14 protein-coding genes are annotated in these 16,152 nt (G+C 56.3%); 11 read left to right on the top strand and 3 right to left on the bottom strand.

Annotated features, from left to right (window positions below; genetic code table 11):
• Window positions 1-443: 443 nt before the first annotated feature.
• Both ACX8ZY_RS13705 and ACX8ZY_RS13700 read left to right on the top strand, forming a co-directional pair.
• Window positions 444-845 carry an H-NS family histone-like protein gene (locus ACX8ZY_RS13705; protein ID WP_003850507.1) on the top strand — a complete coding sequence of 134 codons (402 nt, stop codon included), beginning with the start codon at window positions 444-446 and terminating at the stop codon, window positions 843-845.
• Window positions 846-1,023: 178 nt separating this feature from the next.
• Window positions 1,024-2,616 (top strand): ABC-F family ATPase, encoded by a 1,593-nt coding sequence (locus tag ACX8ZY_RS13700; protein ID WP_010254366.1) that lies wholly within the window; start codon window positions 1,024-1,026, stop codon window positions 2,614-2,616.
• 244 nt (window positions 2,617-2,860) lie between these two features.
• Here the strand turns inward: ACX8ZY_RS13700 and moeB are convergent, their stop codons facing one another.
• On the bottom strand, window positions 2,861-3,619 hold the full coding sequence (gene moeB / locus ACX8ZY_RS13695; protein ID WP_089414430.1) for a molybdopterin-synthase adenylyltransferase MoeB: 759 nt from the start codon (window positions 3,617-3,619) through the stop codon (window positions 2,861-2,863).
• Window positions 3,620-4,855, bottom strand: a complete 1,236-nt coding sequence (gene moeA / locus ACX8ZY_RS13690) for a molybdopterin molybdotransferase MoeA (RefSeq protein ID WP_421665040.1) — start codon at window positions 4,853-4,855, stop codon at window positions 3,620-3,622.
• 256 nt (window positions 4,856-5,111) lie between these two features.
• Between moeA and ACX8ZY_RS13685 the strand changes: the two genes are divergently transcribed.
• From ACX8ZY_RS13685 to ACX8ZY_RS13645, 9 genes are all read left to right on the top strand, one after another.
• Window positions 5,112-6,071 (top strand): isoaspartyl peptidase/L-asparaginase family protein, encoded by a 960-nt coding sequence (locus tag ACX8ZY_RS13685; protein ID WP_010254371.1) that lies wholly within the window; start codon window positions 5,112-5,114, stop codon window positions 6,069-6,071.
• A gap of 9 nt (window positions 6,072-6,080) precedes the next feature.
• Entirely contained in the window at window positions 6,081-7,937 is a 1,857-nt protein-coding gene (locus ACX8ZY_RS13680; protein ID WP_010254373.1) for a dipeptide ABC transporter ATP-binding protein, read from the top strand.
• A 54-nt stretch (window positions 7,938-7,991) separates the two neighbouring features.
• Complete coding sequence (gene gsiB / locus ACX8ZY_RS13675) at window positions 7,992-9,527, top strand: glutathione ABC transporter substrate-binding protein GsiB (protein ID WP_010669736.1); 1,536 nt, start codon at window positions 7,992-7,994, stop codon at window positions 9,525-9,527.
• Between the two features lie 46 nt (window positions 9,528-9,573).
• Window positions 9,574-10,503: a glutathione ABC transporter permease GsiC gene (gsiC, locus tag ACX8ZY_RS13670; protein ID WP_010254376.1), complete on the top strand. Its 930-nt coding sequence runs from the start codon at window positions 9,574-9,576 to the stop codon at window positions 10,501-10,503.
• The gene (gene gsiD, locus ACX8ZY_RS13665) at window positions 10,500-11,405 is read left to right on the top strand and encodes a glutathione ABC transporter permease GsiD (RefSeq protein ID WP_010254377.1); all 906 of its coding nucleotides are present in this window, start codon (window positions 10,500-10,502) and stop codon (window positions 11,403-11,405) included. The genes gsiC and gsiD overlap by 4 nt, the downstream gene beginning before the upstream one ends.
• Window positions 11,402-11,851 (top strand): DUF4385 domain-containing protein, encoded by a 450-nt coding sequence (locus tag ACX8ZY_RS13660; protein ID WP_111533563.1) that lies wholly within the window; start codon window positions 11,402-11,404, stop codon window positions 11,849-11,851. Before gsiD ends, ACX8ZY_RS13660 begins: the two co-directional genes overlap by 4 nt.
• Before the next feature lie 516 nt (window positions 11,852-12,367).
• The gene (locus ACX8ZY_RS13655; RefSeq protein ID WP_010254395.1) at window positions 12,368-13,003 is read left to right on the top strand and encodes a carbonic anhydrase; all 636 of its coding nucleotides are present in this window, start codon (window positions 12,368-12,370) and stop codon (window positions 13,001-13,003) included.
• A 141-nt stretch (window positions 13,004-13,144) separates the two neighbouring features.
• Window positions 13,145-13,804 (top strand): DUF3313 domain-containing protein, encoded by a 660-nt coding sequence (locus tag ACX8ZY_RS13650; RefSeq protein WP_050679483.1) that lies wholly within the window; start codon window positions 13,145-13,147, stop codon window positions 13,802-13,804.
• 115 nt (window positions 13,805-13,919) lie between these two features.
• Complete coding sequence (locus ACX8ZY_RS13645; protein ID WP_010254401.1) at window positions 13,920-15,056, top strand: PQQ-dependent sugar dehydrogenase; 1,137 nt, start codon at window positions 13,920-13,922, stop codon at window positions 15,054-15,056.
• Between the two features lie 208 nt (window positions 15,057-15,264).
• Here the strand turns inward: ACX8ZY_RS13645 and ACX8ZY_RS13640 are convergent, their stop codons facing one another.
• Window positions 15,265-15,921 (bottom strand): HAD family hydrolase, encoded by a 657-nt coding sequence (locus tag ACX8ZY_RS13640; protein ID WP_022625965.1) that lies wholly within the window; start codon window positions 15,919-15,921, stop codon window positions 15,265-15,267.
• Window positions 15,922-16,152 lie beyond the last annotated feature (231 nt).

Genomic DNA, 16,152 nt, shown 5'->3' with positions numbered 1-16,152 from the left:
GTTAACAGGTGGCAAAGTGCATAATTAAAAAAGCCACCAGAGCGTTAATTCTTTTGCGCTATTTAACGGTGCCGGGGGTGGCTTTTTAAGCATAATCTGTAAGCTGGTGTGACTGGGGTCACGGGCAGGCACATTTTTAATCTGTTATCTCCGGCCCGTAAGCGTAAATAATGAGGCTGCATGGCCCGCATTTAGTTGATAGCGTTAACTGCCTTCTGCCGGGATAATCTGCCTGAAATCGTTTTCAAGTCCTGAGTAAAAGTGCCATTTGTTGTTAATTCAGCGTTAATAAAAGGTCAGGCACGCCCGATTTTAATAGCTCTGTTTCGGCCGAATTAATACTTAGGAATTATCTGTAGCGTAAAAATAATTTATTTTTTTATTTGAATTAGGTAGTCTTGGCGCTACAGTTTTATTAACCCCCCTTAATCAAGGACATTGTGATGAGTGACGCATTTAAGGTACTGAACAATATTCGCACATTACGTGCCCAGGCTCGTGAACTGCCACTGACCGATCTTGAAGAGATCCTGGAAAAATTAACGGTTGTTGTTACTGAGCGCCGTGAAGAAGCAGAAGCGGAAGAGACGCAGAATCGCGAAAAAGAAGAAAAGCTTTCTAAATATCGCGAAATGCTGCTGGCTGACGGCATCGATCCTAATGAATTATTAGGTGCACTGGAAAGCGGAAAAAAACGTACCAAGCGTGCGCCGCGTCCGGCTAAATATTCTTACACCGACGAAAATGGTGAGCAGAAATCCTGGACTGGCCAGGGCCGTACCCCGGCAGCGATTAAAAAAGCGCTGGATTCCGGTAAAAGCCTGGACAGTTTCCTGATCGATTGATCGACACAATCCTTGTAAGTGGGAGCCGGGGGGCCATCATGGCCTTCCGGCTTTTTTATTTCTGCCGGGATATCAATCACCCCGCAAGGAATCCACGGCTGACGCTGGCGTGCGCTGCGTCACATCTGGCATAATAGCCGCCGTTTTTTCATCCATTCTCTTCACAAAGGTCAATGCCGTGTTAGTTAGCAGCAATATCACCATGCAGTTTGGCAGCAAGCCACTGTTCGAAAATATCTCCGTTAAATTTGGCGGCGGTAATCGTTACGGTTTAATCGGTGCGAACGGCAGCGGAAAATCCACCTTCATGAAGATTTTGGGTGGCGATCTGGTGCCTTCAGGCGGCAATGTTTCTTACGATCCCAACGAGCGCATCGGTAAGTTGCGTCAGGATCAGTTCGCCTTTGAACAATTTAGCGTACTGGACACCGTTATCATGGGTCACCATGAGTTATGGGAAGTGAAGCAGGAGCGCGACCGTATTTATTCTTTGCCAGAAATGAGCGAAGAAGAGGGGTATAAAGTCGGCGATCTTGAGGCACTTTACGGTGAGATGGACGGCTATAGCGCGGAGTCTCGTGCCGGTGAGTTATTACTCGGCGTCGGCATTCCGGTTGAGCAGCATTATGGCCCGATGAGCGAAATTGCGCCGGGCTTTAAATTACGTGTGCTGCTGGCGCAGGCGCTGTTTTCTAATCCTGATATTCTGTTACTCGATGAACCGACGAACAACCTGGACATCGATACTATTCGCTGGCTGGAGCAGGTGCTGAACGAGCGTGACAGCACCATGATTATCATTTCGCATGACCGTCACTTCCTTAATATGGTCTGTACGCACATGGCTGATTTGGATTATGGCGAGCTGCGGGTTTATTCCGGTAATTATGACGAATATATGACCGCGGCGACCCAGGCGCGTGAACGTCTGTTATCCGATAACGCCAAGAAAAAAGCGCAGATTGCTGACTTACAATCGTTCGTCAGTCGTTTTAGCGCCAACGCCTCTAAATCGCGTCAGGCGACATCACGCGCTAAGCAGATGGATAAAATTAAACTGGATGAAGTGAAAGCCTCCAGCCGTCAGAACCCGTTTATCCGCTTTGAGCAGGACAAGAAGTTGTTCCGTAATGCGCTGGAAGTGGAAGGTTTGACCAAAGGATTTGATAACGGTCCGCTGTTTAAGAATTTAAATCTGCTGCTGGAAGTGGGTGAGAAGCTGGCGGTGATCGGTGCCAACGGTATCGGTAAATCAACACTGTTAAAATCGCTGGTGGGTCAGCTGACGCCAGATAACGGCAGCGTTAAATGGTCAGAGAATGCGCGTATTGGTTATTATGCTCAGGATCACGCCGATGATTTTGCCAATGACCTGACGGTATTTGACTGGATGAGTCAGTGGAAACAGCCTGGCGATGATGAGCAGACCATTCGCGGTATTCTGGGTCGCCTGCTGTTTTCGCAGGATGATATTAAGAAGCCGGCCAAAGTGCTTTCCGGTGGAGAGAAGGGTCGTATGCTGTTCGGTAAGCTGATGATGGAAAAACCGAACATTCTGATTATGGATGAGCCGACCAACCACCTCGATATGGAGTCGATTGAATCGCTCAATATGGCGCTGGAGATGTATGAAGGCACGCTGGTGTTTGTTTCACACGACCGTGAATTTGTCAGCTCGCTGGCAACCCGCGTGATAGAGCTGAAAGCAGATCGCGTGGTGGACTTCACCGGTAATTACGAAGATTACCTGCGGAGTCAGGGTATCGTCTGATTGAAACGGGGTGGCGCAGGTCACCCCTTTTTTTTTGTGCTGATGATTGGTTTTGTTATTTTTGATGCTGTTGGGTCTGTTGGTTGAGCACGGGCTTCAGGGAGCATACGCCTTTCGCAAAGACGCAAAAGCGCCATCCATGGCGGCTCAGCGCGGGCCATCCGTGGCCCGCGATGCTTTGCTACAGGCGTATGCTCCCTTCGCTTTAAGTTTTGAGCTGTCTGTGAACGTATACCCGCTGACGTTAAGCCCCGTCTCCACACACTTCACAATGCGCATCCTGCGCCACCTTCATGCTGCGGAACTCCGCGCTCATCGCATCGTACATCAGCAACCGGCTGGTGGCGGGCGTGCCAAATGCCGTCAGCACTTTAATCGCTTCCATCGCCTGCATCGCACCAATCACGCCAACCAGCGGAGCCATGACGCCCGCTTCCACGCAACTCAGGGTTTGTTCCCCAAACAGGCGGCTGATGCAACGATAGCAGGGTGTGCCGGGCTGCCAGTTGAATACGCTGATCTGGCCTTCCATCCGAATCGCGGCGCCGGAGACCAGTGGCACCCGCTGCTGACGACAGAGCCGGTTAAGCTGCTCACGCACTGCAACGTTGTCGGTGCAGTCAAGCACCACCTGCTGCCGGGCGATCAGCGCCAGCAGCGCTGCATCGTCCAGCTGTCCATTGACCGGATGCAGCTGGCAGTGCGGATTGATGGCGGCCAGGCTTTGTGCGGCGGAGTCCACTTTGGCGCGGCCAATGTCAGCATCGTGATGCAGGATCTGCCGTTGCAGGTTGGAGTGCGACACGGTATCGAAGTCGAGCAGCGTCAGGCTGCCGACACCGGCAGCCGCCAGGTAGGGCGCAGCGGCGCAGCCGAGTCCGCCCAGCCCGACGACCAGCGCATGACTCGCTTTCAGCCGCTCCTGACCGTCGAAATCAAAGCCGCGCAATACAATCTGCCGGTTATAGCGCAGCATCTCCTCATCGCTTAATTCAGGCAGCATTTACGCCTCCAGCAGGGCGTTGAACGGTTCCACCTCGACCCATTCGCCCGGTTCAACATTGCCGCGATCCCGTTCCAGCACAATAAAACAGTTTGCCTGGGCGAAGGAGCTGAAGACGTGTGAACCCTGCATCCCCGTGGTTTCCACCTCCAGTTCGCCCTGTGCGTTCTGTCGCAGGATGCCGCGCTGGAAATCGAGCCGGCCTGGTGACTTTTTCAGCCGCGAGGCGCAGCGCACTTTCTGACGTGGCGGCAATGCTGATTTTTGCTGGCCGGTGAGGGTGGCAAGCAGCGGCTGAACGAGCTGATAAAAGGTCACTGCGGCGGAGACCGGATTACCTGGCAGGCCGCAGAACCAGCTGCTGTTGAGGCGGCCAAAGGCAAATGGCTTGCCAGGCTTGATCGCCAGCTTCCAGAAGCTGATGGCACCAAGCTCTTCCAGCATCGTTTTGGTGAAGTCCGCTTCGCCCACCGAGACGCCGCCGGTAGTAATCACGACATCCGCCTGCCGATCGGCCTCGGTGAAAGCAGCACGCAGTGCGGCCGGGTCATCTTTGATGATGCCAAGGTCGATGACTTCGCAACCCAGCTTATGCAGCATCAGTGATACCGCAAAGCGGTTGGTGTCGTAGATCTGGCCTTCGGCCAGCGGCTCGCCTACCGGCTGGAGTTCATCACCGGTGGAGAAGATAGCGACCCGCAGTTTTCGCAGCACGCTGACCTGTGCGATACCCAGTGAGGCGAGCAGTGGCAGCTCCGCCGCGCCCAGACGCGCTCCCGCTTCCAGCACCACGGTGCCTGGCTGAATGTCATCGCCGATGAGACGAATGTTCTGTCCGGGACGGACCGGCGCGGTGATCATAATCGCATCACCCTGTGTTTCGGTCTGCTCCTGCATCACTACTGCTTCACAGCCTGCAGGCACCGGCGCACCGGTCATGATGCGAATCACGCTGCCCTGCGGCCACTCACCGCTAAACGGTGCGCCGGCAAAGGCTTTACCCGCCACTGGCAGCGGCTGACCGCTGCTGGCGTCTGCCAGCCTGACGGCGTAGCCATCCATTGCAGAGTTATCAAATGGCGGGACGGCAATCGGTGAGGTCACCGCTTTGGCGGTGATACGCCCGACCGCTTCGGCCAGCGGCACGCTAAGAGAGTCGGTGACGGGCGTCAGCTGTGACAGCATTTTTTGTTGTGCCTCCTCAAGGGAGATCAAGCCTGCAGTAAAACTTTCCATGGATATTCCAGCCTGGTTATCTCAGATGCTGCCTATTATGGTGGGAATTAGCCGCTGAGTCACATCGGTGTCGGCCTGACTTGCCTGTTGTTGTGGCCAAAGTGAAATATGGCGGTAAGAAAAGGTTATAACCACAGGAACAGTTTCCGCTTTACAACACTTAGCAGGCTTTCTATAGTCAAAAATCACCAAAAATGGGTGAAAACCATTTTAAATCAGTGTTTTTCGTCCTGATGCAACCACAGGGTAGATCGTTATGGTCAATGCAGTGATCGCCATTCATGGAGGCGCCGGTGCCATTACGCGCTCAGCAATGAGCGCCGAAAAAGAGCAACTCTATCGTCAGGCGCTACACGATATTGTCACTCAGGGCCAGCAGATACTGGCTCAGGGCGGCAGCGCACTCGATGCGGTGACCGAAGCGGTGCGGCTGCTGGAAGAGTGCCCGCTGTTCAACGCCGGTAAAGGCGCGGTCTTCACCCATCAGGGCACTCATGAACTCGATGCCTGCATCATGGATGGCCGCACCCTGGGTGCAGGGGCGGTCGCGGGCGTAACGCGGGTACGGAATCCGGTGCTGGCGGCACGTGCCGTGCTGGAACATAGCGAGCATGTCCTGTTTATCGGCGAGGGCGCAGAGCAGTTTGCTGAAGCGCACGGGCTGGAAACGGTCACGCCTGATTACTTCTCGACTCCGGAACGCTGGGAGCAGTTGCAGCGCGCGCTGAACAGCGATACGGCAGTGCTGGACCATGATGGTGCCGCGCACAGCGATGACCCGCTCGACCCGGACCGTAAGTTTGGTACGGTGGGGGCCGTCGCGCTGGATCTTGAGGGCAACCTCGCGGCCGCCACGTCAACGGGCGGTATGACCAACAAGCAGGCCGGGCGGGTCGGCGACTCGCCGCTGCCGGGCGCAGGCTGCTACGCCAGCAACGACAGCGTGGCGGTCTCCTGTACCGGCACCGGGGAAGTCTTTATGCGGACGCTGGCGGCCTACGATGTGGCAGCGCAGATGCGCTACGCCGGGCGCTCACTGCAGCAGGCCACGGTTAATGTTATTCATGACAGTGTGCTGGAGCTGGGCGGCAGCGGGGGGCTGATTGCCGTCGACCGCGCAGGCAACGTAGCGCTGCCTTTCAACAGCGAAGGGATGTATCGCGGTGTGGCGCGGGTTGGCGAAGTGGCAGACGTCGCTATCTATCGCGAAAGTTAAGGAGCAGAGATGAGCGACAGGCAAACGTTACCGCCGCTGGCCCCTGAGCAGGTCCTGGCGGTGCGCGATCTCAATGTGCGTTTTCAGCACGAAACCACCGTCACTGACGCGGTGCGTCATTTGTCACTCGATCTGTTTCGCGGCGAAACGCTGGCGCTGGTGGGGGAGTCAGGCTCAGGGAAATCAGTGACCTCGCTGGCGCTGATGCGGCTGATTGAGCAGGCTGGCGGGAGGGTCAGCGGCGAGGTGCTGTTGCGGCGTCGCAATGGCGACGTGCTGGATCTGATGCGCGCCTCAAAAGGTCAGATGCGGCGGGTGCGCGGTGCAGATATGGCGATGATCTTTCAGGAGCCGATGACCTCGCTGAATCCGGTCTTCTCCGTGGGCGAGCAGATTGCGGAATCCATCCGTCTGCATCAGGGCCTGAGCCACGCCGGCGCGCTGGCCGAGGCGCGCCGGATGCTGGATCTGGTACGAATCCCGGATGCGCAAAATGTATTATCCCGCTTCCCGCATCAGCTGTCGGGCGGGATGCGCCAGCGCGTGATGATCGCCATGGCGCTCTGCTGCAAACCGGCCCTGCTGATTGCCGATGAGCCGACCACCGCGCTCGACGTCACCATTCAGGCGCAGATTCTGCAACTCATCCGCGTGCTGCAAAAAGAGATGCAGATGGGGGTGATTTTTATCACTCACGATATGGGCGTGGTCGCCGAAATGGCCGATCGGGTTCAGGTGATGTATCGCGGCGAAGTAGTAGAAAATGCCCCGGTAGCCAGGCTGTTCAGCGCACCGCAGCAGCCCTATACCCAGGCGCTGCTGGCGGCGGTGCCAAAGCTCGGTTCGATGCAGGGCCAGCCCCTGCCGGCCAAATTTCCGTTGCTGCACAGCGATGCCGTTGATGACGTGCCGCAGGATACGGTTCGCCGCCTGCAGCCACCCATTTTGCAGGTGCGCGATCTGGTCACCCGCTTTGATATTCGCGGCGGCCTGCTGAACCGCGTCAAAAGCCGGGTGCATGCCGTCGAAAAAGTCAGTTTTGATCTCTATGCCGGTGAGACACTGGCGCTGGTGGGCGAGTCTGGCTGTGGTAAATCGACCACCGGACGATCGCTGCTGAAGCTGGTTGCCAGTCAGGGTGGCACCCTGACCTTTGACGGACAGCGGATAGACCATTTGTCGGGTGCCGCGCTGGCCCATCTGCGACGCGACATTCAGTTTATCTTCCAGGATCCCTACGCCTCGCTCGATCCCCGGCTGACGGTCGGCTTCTCCATTATGGAGCCGCTGCTGGTCCACAAGGCGATGCCGCGTCGCGAGGCGGAGCAGCGCGTTGCCTGGCTGCTGGATAAAGTGGGTCTGCTGCCGGAACATGCTCAGCGCTATCCCCATGAATTTTCCGGCGGCCAGCGTCAGCGCATCTGTATAGCCCGCGCGCTGGCGCTGAATCCCAAAGTGGTGATCGCTGATGAGTCCGTCTCGGCGCTGGATGTGTCAATTCAGGCGCAGATTATTAATCTGATGCTCGACCTGCAGCGCGAGTTTGGCATCGCCTTCCTGTTTATTTCTCACGATATGGCGGTGGTGGAGCGTATCAGCCACCGCGTGGCGGTGATGTATCTCGGTCAGATTGTCGAGATGGGGCCGCGTCAGGCGGTGTTTGAGCAGCCTCAGCACCCTTACACCCGAAAACTCATGGCAGCGGTGCCGGTAGCCGATCCGGCTCACCGGCGTCGCGAACGAGCCTTACTGGTCGATGAGATCCCCAGCCCGATTCATGCGTTAGGGGATGAACCTGAAGTGGCGCCGCTGATGGAGGTGGCTCCGGGCCATTTCGTCGCCCGCCACGTTATCAGTGCGACCTGAACAGTGACGATGTCGCCCCGGCGACCAACCCGACAGGGATTACAGGAGAACAAGATGCAGATTACGATGCGTAAAGGGTTACTGGCGGCTGGCGTGTTAAGCAGCGCAATGGCATTGCCCGCCTGGGCAGCACAGGATGCGGTGATTGCCGTCGCGTCCAACTTCACCACTCTCGATCCCTATGACGCCAACGACACGCTGTCGCAGGCTGTCGCGAAATCCTTCTATCAGGGCCTGTTTGGCTTTGATAAAGAGATGAAGCTCACCAACGTGCTGGCTGAGAGCTATCAGGCCAGCGCCGACGGCCTGACCTATACCATTAAGCTGCGTTCCGGAGTTAAATTCCAGGATGGCACTGACTTCAATGCGGAAGCGGTAAAGGTCAACCTCGATCGCGCCAGCAATCCGGATAACCATCTCAAGCGCTACAACCTGTTTAAACATATCGCCAGCACCGAAGTGGTGGATCCAACTACGGTAAAAGTAACGCTGAAAGAGCCGTTCTCCGCCTTTATCAACATCCTGGCCCATCCGGCGGCGGCGATGATTTCGCCCACCGCGCTGAAAAAATATGGCAAAGAGATCGGTTTCCATCCGGTAGGAACCGGCCCGTTTGTGTTCGAAACCTGGAACCAGACCGATTTTGTCAAGGTGAAGAAGTGGGACGGCTACTGGAAGCCGGGCTATCCGAAGCTGGACAGCATTACCTGGCGACCGGTGGTGGATAACAACACCCGCGCGGCGATGCTGCAGACCGGCGAAGCGAACTTTGCTTTCCCGGTGCCCTATGAGCAGGCAAAACTGCTGGAGAAGAACAGCAAGCTTGCTGTGGTAACCACGCCATCGATTATGCAGCGTTACATCAGCCTTAACGTCACTCAGAAGCCGTTCGATAATCCGAAGGTGCGTGAAGCGCTGGAATATGCCATCAACCGTCAGGCGCTGGCGAAAGTGGCGTTCTCCGGTTACGCCACGCCTGCTACCGGCATCGTGCCGCCCACCATCGACTTCGCTCAGACCTATCCGGCCATCAGCTACGATCCGGCCAAAGCGAAAGCCCTGCTGAAAGAGGCGGGTTACCCGAACGGGTTTGAAACCACGCTCTGGTCGTCACACAACCACAGCACCGCGCAGAAAGTGTTGCAGTTCACCCAGCAGCAGCTGGCGCAGGTTGGCGTGAAAGTTAAAGTTACGGCGATGGATGCGGGTCAGCGTGCCGCTGAAGTAGAAGGCAAGGGCCAGAAAGAGAGCGGCGTGCGCATGTTCTACACCGGCTGGTCCGCCTCCACCGGCGAAGCGGACTGGGCACTGACGCCACTGTTTGCTACTACGGCCTGGCCACCGGCGATCTTCAATACCGCGTTTTACAGCAATCCTAAGGTCGATAAAGATCTGGCAGATGCGCTGAAAACCACCGATCGTGCTGAGAAAGCGCGTCTCTACAAAGATGCGCAGGATACCATCTGGCAGGATCACCCATGGATCCCACTGGTGGTTGAGCAGCTGGTTTCTGCCAACAGCAAAAACCTCAGCGGTTTTTATGTAATGCCCGATACCTCATTCAATTTTGATGAGGCAACTCTGAAGTAACGGAGCCGGCCAGCCCGTGAGGCTGGCCGCAGCTGCAGGATGTTGCATGTTTAACTATTTTCTCAAACGACTCTTTGGGCTGATCCCCACGCTGCTGATTGTGGCGGTGCTGGTGTTCCTGTTTGTTCACCTGCTGCCGGGCGACCCGGCGCGTCTGATCGCCGGGCCGGAAGCCGATGCTTCGGTGGTGGCGCTGGTGCGTCAGGAGCTGGGACTCGACCTGCCGCTGCCGCAGCAGTTCTGGCACTTTATGCTGAATGCGCTACAGGGCGATTTCGGCCAGTCGATGGTCTCGAAGCGGCCGGTCGCGGAGGAGATCGCCTCACGCTTTATGCCAACTTTGTGGCTGACGCTGGTCAGCATGATCTGGGCAGTGATTTTTGGCATGGCAATCGGCATCGTTTCCGCTGTCTGGCGCAATCGCTGGCCCGATCGACTGGGGATGACGCTGGCGGTGTCGGGCATTTCGTTTCCCGCCTTTGCGCTGGGCATGCTGCTGATGCAGGTCTTCTCAGTGGAGCTGGGATGGCTGCCAACCGTCGGTGCAGAGAGCTGGAAACATTACATTCTGCCCTCCATCACCCTGGGTGCGGCGGTAGCGGCGGTGATGGCGCGCTTTACCCGTGCCTCGTTCGTGGAGGTGATGCAGGAAGATTATATGCGGACCGCCCGGGCCAAAGGGGTGCGCGAGTCGCTGGTGGTGGTGAAGCATGGCCTGCGCAACGCCATGATCCCGGTGGTGACGATGATGGGGCTGCAGTTTGGTTTCCTGCTGGGGGGATCGATCGTGGTCGAGGTGGTGTTTAACTGGCCGGGCCTGGGGCGATTGCTGGTCGATTCCGTGGCGATGCGTGACTACCCGGTTATTCAGGCGGAAGTTTTGCTGTTTTCACTGGAGTTTATTCTGATCAACCTGTTTGTCGACATGCTCTATGCGGTGATTAATCCCGCTATTCGCTTTAAGGAGTCGCGATGAAAAACTGGCGACGCGAAGCGGCACTGAAAACGATGCCGCTGATTGCGGAGAATCGGGTGCGAACGCCGTGGCGTGAATTCTGGCGGCGTTTCAGAGGGCAGCCGGTGGCGCTGCTGGCCGGGCTGTTTGTGCTGGTACTGATTGTGCTGGCGGTTATCGCCCCGTGGATTGCGCCGTTCGACGCAGAGAATTACTTCGATTATGACCGGCTCAATGACGGCCCCTCGCTGATGCATCTGTTTGGCGTCGATTCGCTGGGGCGCGACATCTTCAGCCGGGTGCTGGTCGGCACGCGGATTTCCCTGATTGCGGGCTTCTTTTCGGTGGTGATCGGCGCGCTGATCGGCACATTCTTTGGTCTGTTAGCCGGCTATTACGAAGGCTGGTGGGACCGCATCACCATGCGTATCTGCGATGTGCTGTTTGCCTTTCCCGGCATTCTGCTGGCGATTGCGGTGGTGGCGATTATGGGCAGCGGCATGAGTAATGTGATTGTGGCGGTCGCTATCTTCAGTATCCCGGCTTTTGCCCGGCTGGTTCGCGGCAATACGCTGGTGCTGAAGCATCAGACCTATATTGAGTCGGCACGCAGCATCGGCGCTTCTGACTGGACTATCCTGATGCGGCATATCCTGCCCGGCACGGTATCGCCGATTGTGGTCTATTTCACTATGCGGGTCGGTACCTCAATCATTACCGCGGCCAGCCTGTCATTTCTGGGGCTGGGCGCACAACCGCCTACGCCGGAGTGGGGTGCAATGCTGAATGAGGCGCGGGCCGACATGGTTATCGCGCCTCACGTGGCAATTTTCCCCAGCCTGGCCATCTTCCTCACCGTTCTGGCATTTAATTTACTCGGAGACGGGCTGCGCGACGCACTTGATCCTAAACTAAAGAGATGAAACCTTTCGATTATGATCAGGACTTCAGCACTATCGACTTCCGCCAGCACCCCGAGCTTTATCAGGTCGGGCGTGGTGAGCAGGGTGTGCTGATGGTCGAGCCTTATAAAGGCGAAATACTGCCACACTGGCGTTTTCGTACCGTTCCCATTGCTGAAGAGTCGGCTGAGAAAATCATGGCGCTGTTTGAGGAGTATCGGCGCAAAGATGATTTTGTCGGCATGGATATGGCGCGTAAATTTATTCAGATGGGGTATACCCGTGCGCGCCGTTACAGCAACCATAAGGGCGGACGTAAATATGACGCAGATGGCAAGGAGCTGCCGCGCGGCATCAACGAGGAAAAAGCCGCGGCGGCGGCTGTTTTCAAAGGCTACTGGGACAAACTTCGTGCAGATGAAGACTATCTGCGACGTAAAAAAGCGCATCAGCAGCAGTATGGCTAAGCGTTAATCCTGCTCTCCCGGCAGCCGCTACCCCCTGCTGCCGGGGTTGTTTTAATGAACCCGTCCTGCTCAATCTTATCCCTCATTCCTTGCCTGCAAAGGTTCTGCTGCAGCGCCCGTGCTGCCAGATGCGCAGCCGTTTCGCCACGCCCCAAAACACCATAGCCCGCCACGCTTGCCAGATAAGGTCAGACAGCAGCAGAAGAGAAACCTTTTCTGCTGGCGAGCCGGGGGCGTAAAGTAGTGAAAAAACGCGTAAAAGCCGATCCACAACACAGGCAAAAAAACGGGCGGTTCAAACCGTGCTTTTTCCAATAACTTCCCGTGCTATAAAAAGAAATTGGCTGCGGAGCCTCTGACTGGTGAACAAGCGAAACGCTGACAGTGGCCGCTGTTTAGAGCATCCGGTAAAAGGCGGGTTGATATTCACTTGTTTTCATTAATAATAAACGGGCAAACCCCACTGAGGGGGCTATGCCCCTCAGGTAATGAAATGGATAATGTGAGAGCTAAATAATGAAAGAGATCATCAACGGATTTCTGAATTTCCAGCAGAATGTGTTTCCTGAAAGGAAGGATCTTTTCAAAAGCCTGGCATCAAATCAAAATCCGAAAGCGCTGTTCATCTCCTGTTCAGATAGCCGTCTGGTGCCTGAACTGGTGACGCAGCAGGAGCCAGGAGAGCTGTTCGTTATCCGCAATGCGGGCAACATCGTTCCCTCATTCGGCCCGGAGCCAGGCGGTGTCTCCGCCACTATCGAATATGCGGTGGTCGCGCTGGGCGTCTCCGACATCATCATCTGTGGTCACTCTAACTGTGGTGCCATGAACGCCATCGCCTCCTGCGCCTGCATGGATACCATGCCTGCGGTTGAGCACTGGCTGCGCTATGCGGATGCGGCAAAAGCGGTGGTTGAGCAGCGTGAGTATGACTCACCAGAGAAGAAGCTGAACGAGATGGTCAAAGAGAACGTTATTGCCCAGCTGAACAATATGAAAACCCATCCTTCCGTCTCCGTCGCGCTGCGTAACGGTAAGCTGCGTCTGCACGGCTGGGTTTATGATATCGAAAGCGGCACCATTATGGCGCTGACCCAGGGTGGCAAACAGTTCATCACCCTGTCTGAGAATCCTGATACCTGCTTTGAGTAATCTTTTTCGCCCGCTGTGCTCTGCAGCGGGTTTTCCTGCTATTTATTCTGCATAACAGCGTTAAATCGCCTCTGTTATTCTGCATTTCCCCTCTGGCTTATCTATGCTTGCTTAAACCTTCCTGATACAAGCGAGTTGATGATGCGTAAAACTTCCGTTGCTGCTCTTCTGGCGGTCTCTGCCGTGCTGCTCAGTGGTTGTACTTCTCATGTTGCTGATAAGCAGCAATATTCAGGTTTTTTAAGCGATTACAGCCAGTTGCAACCGACGTCGTCAGCCAGTGGTGAACCGACTCTGCGCTGGATATCACCCGACTATCAAAGCAGCCATTATAAAGATGTGCTTTATACATCGCTGGTCTACTACCCGGCGGCGCACCCCACGCCACGCGTCACTCAGCAAACGCTGGATCAGGTGCTCAGTTACACCGAGATCCAGCTAAAAGGCGCGATAGCCACCCGCCTGCCGCTGGTGAATCAGGCTACGCCGCATACCCTGAAGGTAAGGGCCGCCATTACCGCCGTGTCAGCAGAAAATCAGGGCGTGCAGTTTTATGAAGTGGTACCGGTTGCCGCGGTCGTTGCCAGCACCATGGCGGCGTCAGGGCATCGTACTCAGAACAGCGAACTGTTTCTGGAGATAGAAGCCAGCGATGCGGTGACGGGCAAACCGATGATCCGGGTGGTTCGCAAAGCCTTTGGCAAAACGGTCAGTAACAGCAATACGCCGATCACCTTTGACGAGCTGAAGCCTGGTATCGATACGATGGTGCGTGACACGGTAAGTTTTAACGCGCCCTGACTCTGACGGGCGACAGCAGAGCGCTGTCGCCCTGATTAATCTTTTGTAAATCCTCAACATCATTGCAGAGGGGCTGACTACGCTTAAGGGCATTCTATCCCGTCAGGAGATCGTTATGGCCCGTTTCTCAACTGCCTTGTTGCTAAGTGGCTCCCTGTTCTGTACCGCCCCCCTGTTTGCCGCCGACGTAAAGGTCGAGGTATTACAGGATAAGTTACAACATCCATGGTCCGTCGCCTTCCTGCCCGACAACAAAACGCTGCTGATTACCGAACGTAGCGGACAACTGCGCAGCTGGAGCCCGGAGAGCGGCCTGTCGCAGCCGATCCAGGGCGTGCCAAAGGTCTGGGCAGAACGGCAGAGTGGCCTGCTGGACGTGGTGCTGGCACCCGATTTTGCCACCAGTCGTCGCGTCTGGCTTAGCTATACCGAAGCGAACAGCAGTGGCAAAGCGGGCGCGGTGGTAGGCGTGGGCACGCTGAGCAAGGATAACCGGCAACTCAGCGATTTCCGCGAGGTGATTCGGCAGACGCCGATGCTCTCCAGCGGCAACAACATCGGTACCCGGCTGGCGTTTGATACCCAGGGCTATCTCTGGATCGCCTTCGGCGATAACTTTGCCAGCAGCGCTGCGCAGGATCTCGATAAGCTGCAGGGCAAACTGCTGCGGCTCAACGCCGATGGCAGCGTGCCGGACGATAACCCGTTTGCGAAACAGCGCGGCGCACGGCCAGAGATCTGGGCCTATGGTTTGCGTAATCCGCAGGGGCTGGCGCTTAACCCCTGGACCGGCAAGATATGGGAAAATGAACATGGCCCGCGCGGCGGCGATGAAGTGAATATCATGGAGCGGGGCAAGAATTACGGCTGGCCGCTGGCAACCTACGGCATCGACTATAGCGGTGACAAAGTGCCGGAGTCACAAGGCACACAGGTTGCGGGTACCGAACCGCCGCTTTATCACTGGAAGGATTCTCCGGCCATCAGCGGCATGGCGTTCTACAATAGCGCCCGTTTTCCGCAGTGGAAAAACTCGCTGTTTATCGGCGCTCTGAAAGAGAAAAACCTGATTCGTCTGAGTATCAACGGCGAGAAAGTGGTGGAAGAGCAGCGTCTGCTGGACGATCAGAAGGCGCGCATTCGCGATGTTCGCCAGGGGCCGGATGGCTGGCTCTATGTGCTGACCGATGAGGCCAATGGCAAGCTGCTGAAAGTGGGATTAGCGCAGGACGCTGGCGCGTCCCGCGGCTAAGAGCCTGTCCCCAGGCTATTTTATTGGTCAGTCTGGGCCAGGGCAGTGCTCACACAGGCTGCTTTAGCAACCTGAACGCCCGTCAGGGCGGCCCTGAAGGGGCGAGCGCAGCGAGTAATCCTCACGGACTACGTGTACTACGGATTGTTCCGCGCTGTCCGTGTCCAGGCTGCCAGCAACAGTTACGCCTTATGGAATAAGCTCGGAGTCAGCGCGCCCAGTGATAAACCTGCCAGCCGCGGTTTAACGCTTCCTTGTGTAACTGTTCGTCAGGGTTGATGACATGGGCATGATCGGCCTGTTCCAGTAGCGGCAGGTCGTTCATCGAATCGCTGTAGGCCCAGGTGCGGTCAAAGGCCTCGTCCTGCTGCAGCGCTTTCCAGTCACCCAGTCGCGTGACTTTGCCCTCTTTATAGGTCATGGTGCCGTAAGTGTTGCCGCTGTAGCGCTCGTCCACGATTTCAACGCCAATCGCCAGCGCGCCGCAGGCACCCAGCTTTTCTGCAATCGGCACCACCAGATGCTCGCCGCTGGCGGAGATGATCATGACCTTGTCGCCACGCGCCCGGTGCCACTCAATCCGCTCGCGGGCTGCAGGATAAACGCGTGGCATGATGTCGCGGTGAATGAAGCGGCGCACCCAGCCTTCAACGGTAAGCGTGGCCATGCCCGCCAGGGGAGAGAGTGTTTTATTCATATACTCTTCAATCGACAGCGTACCGGCATAGTACTGGCTCATTAATGCCTGTTCCTGATCAATCAGTTCACTGGGGGCGAATCCCTGTGATACCAGCCAGCGCAGCCACAGGCTGGTGCTGTCTTCACAAATGAGTGTTTCATCCAGATCAAAAAGGGCTAAGTCCATGGTCGGTCTCCTCGGCTGACTGGCGTTCAGGTTAACTGATATTTGTGACGGGCTTAACTCTTCTGCGAAAAATCGGAATTTCACGCAGTTTTGATAGCGACAGAATCGGGGAAAAGCGGCACGCGCGCGGCACTTATGCCAGGGTTACTCTACTAAACTCTAAAAAACTTTACGATTCGACGGTTTTTTTCGCTGCCGTCAAGGGTTAGCGTTTGAGTGAGAATTTTCTGC

The sequence above is a fragment of the Pantoea sp. XAF26B01_ASV70 genome (genome assembly GCF_054512635.1).
The sequence above is the reverse complement of the archived record's forward strand: the minus strand, read 5'-3'. Positions and strand labels throughout refer to the sequence as shown.

Excerpts from the sequence above, each read along its gene's own strand:
- moeA (WP_421665040.1), bottom strand. The coding sequence starts at position 4,855 with ATGGAAAGTTTTACTGCAGGCTTGATCTCCCTTGAGGAGGCACAACAA.
- gsiC (WP_010254376.1), top strand. The coding sequence starts at position 9,574 with ATGTTTAACTATTTTCTCAAACGACTCTTTGGGCTGATCCCCACGCTG.
- ACX8ZY_RS13645 (WP_010254401.1), top strand. The coding sequence starts at position 13,920 with ATGGCCCGTTTCTCAACTGCCTTGTTGCTAAGTGGCTCCCTGTTCTGT.
- ACX8ZY_RS13640 (WP_022625965.1), bottom strand. The coding sequence starts at position 15,921 with ATGGACTTAGCCCTTTTTGATCTGGATGAAACACTCATTTGTGAAGAC.
- ACX8ZY_RS13705 (WP_003850507.1), top strand. The coding sequence starts at position 444 with ATGAGTGACGCATTTAAGGTACTGAACAATATTCGCACATTACGTGCC.
- ACX8ZY_RS13680 (WP_010254373.1), top strand. The coding sequence starts at position 6,081 with ATGAGCGACAGGCAAACGTTACCGCCGCTGGCCCCTGAGCAGGTCCTG.
- gsiD (WP_010254377.1), top strand. The coding sequence starts at position 10,500 with ATGAAAAACTGGCGACGCGAAGCGGCACTGAAAACGATGCCGCTGATT.
- ACX8ZY_RS13655 (WP_010254395.1), top strand. The coding sequence starts at position 12,368 with ATGAAAGAGATCATCAACGGATTTCTGAATTTCCAGCAGAATGTGTTT.
- ACX8ZY_RS13685 (WP_010254371.1), top strand. The coding sequence starts at position 5,112 with ATGGTCAATGCAGTGATCGCCATTCATGGAGGCGCCGGTGCCATTACG.
- moeB (WP_089414430.1), bottom strand. The coding sequence starts at position 3,619 with ATGCTGCCTGAATTAAGCGATGAGGAGATGCTGCGCTATAACCGGCAG.
- ACX8ZY_RS13660 (WP_111533563.1), top strand. The coding sequence starts at position 11,402 with ATGAAACCTTTCGATTATGATCAGGACTTCAGCACTATCGACTTCCGC.
- ACX8ZY_RS13650 (WP_050679483.1), top strand. The coding sequence starts at position 13,145 with ATGCGTAAAACTTCCGTTGCTGCTCTTCTGGCGGTCTCTGCCGTGCTG.
- gsiB (WP_010669736.1), top strand. The coding sequence starts at position 7,992 with ATGCAGATTACGATGCGTAAAGGGTTACTGGCGGCTGGCGTGTTAAGC.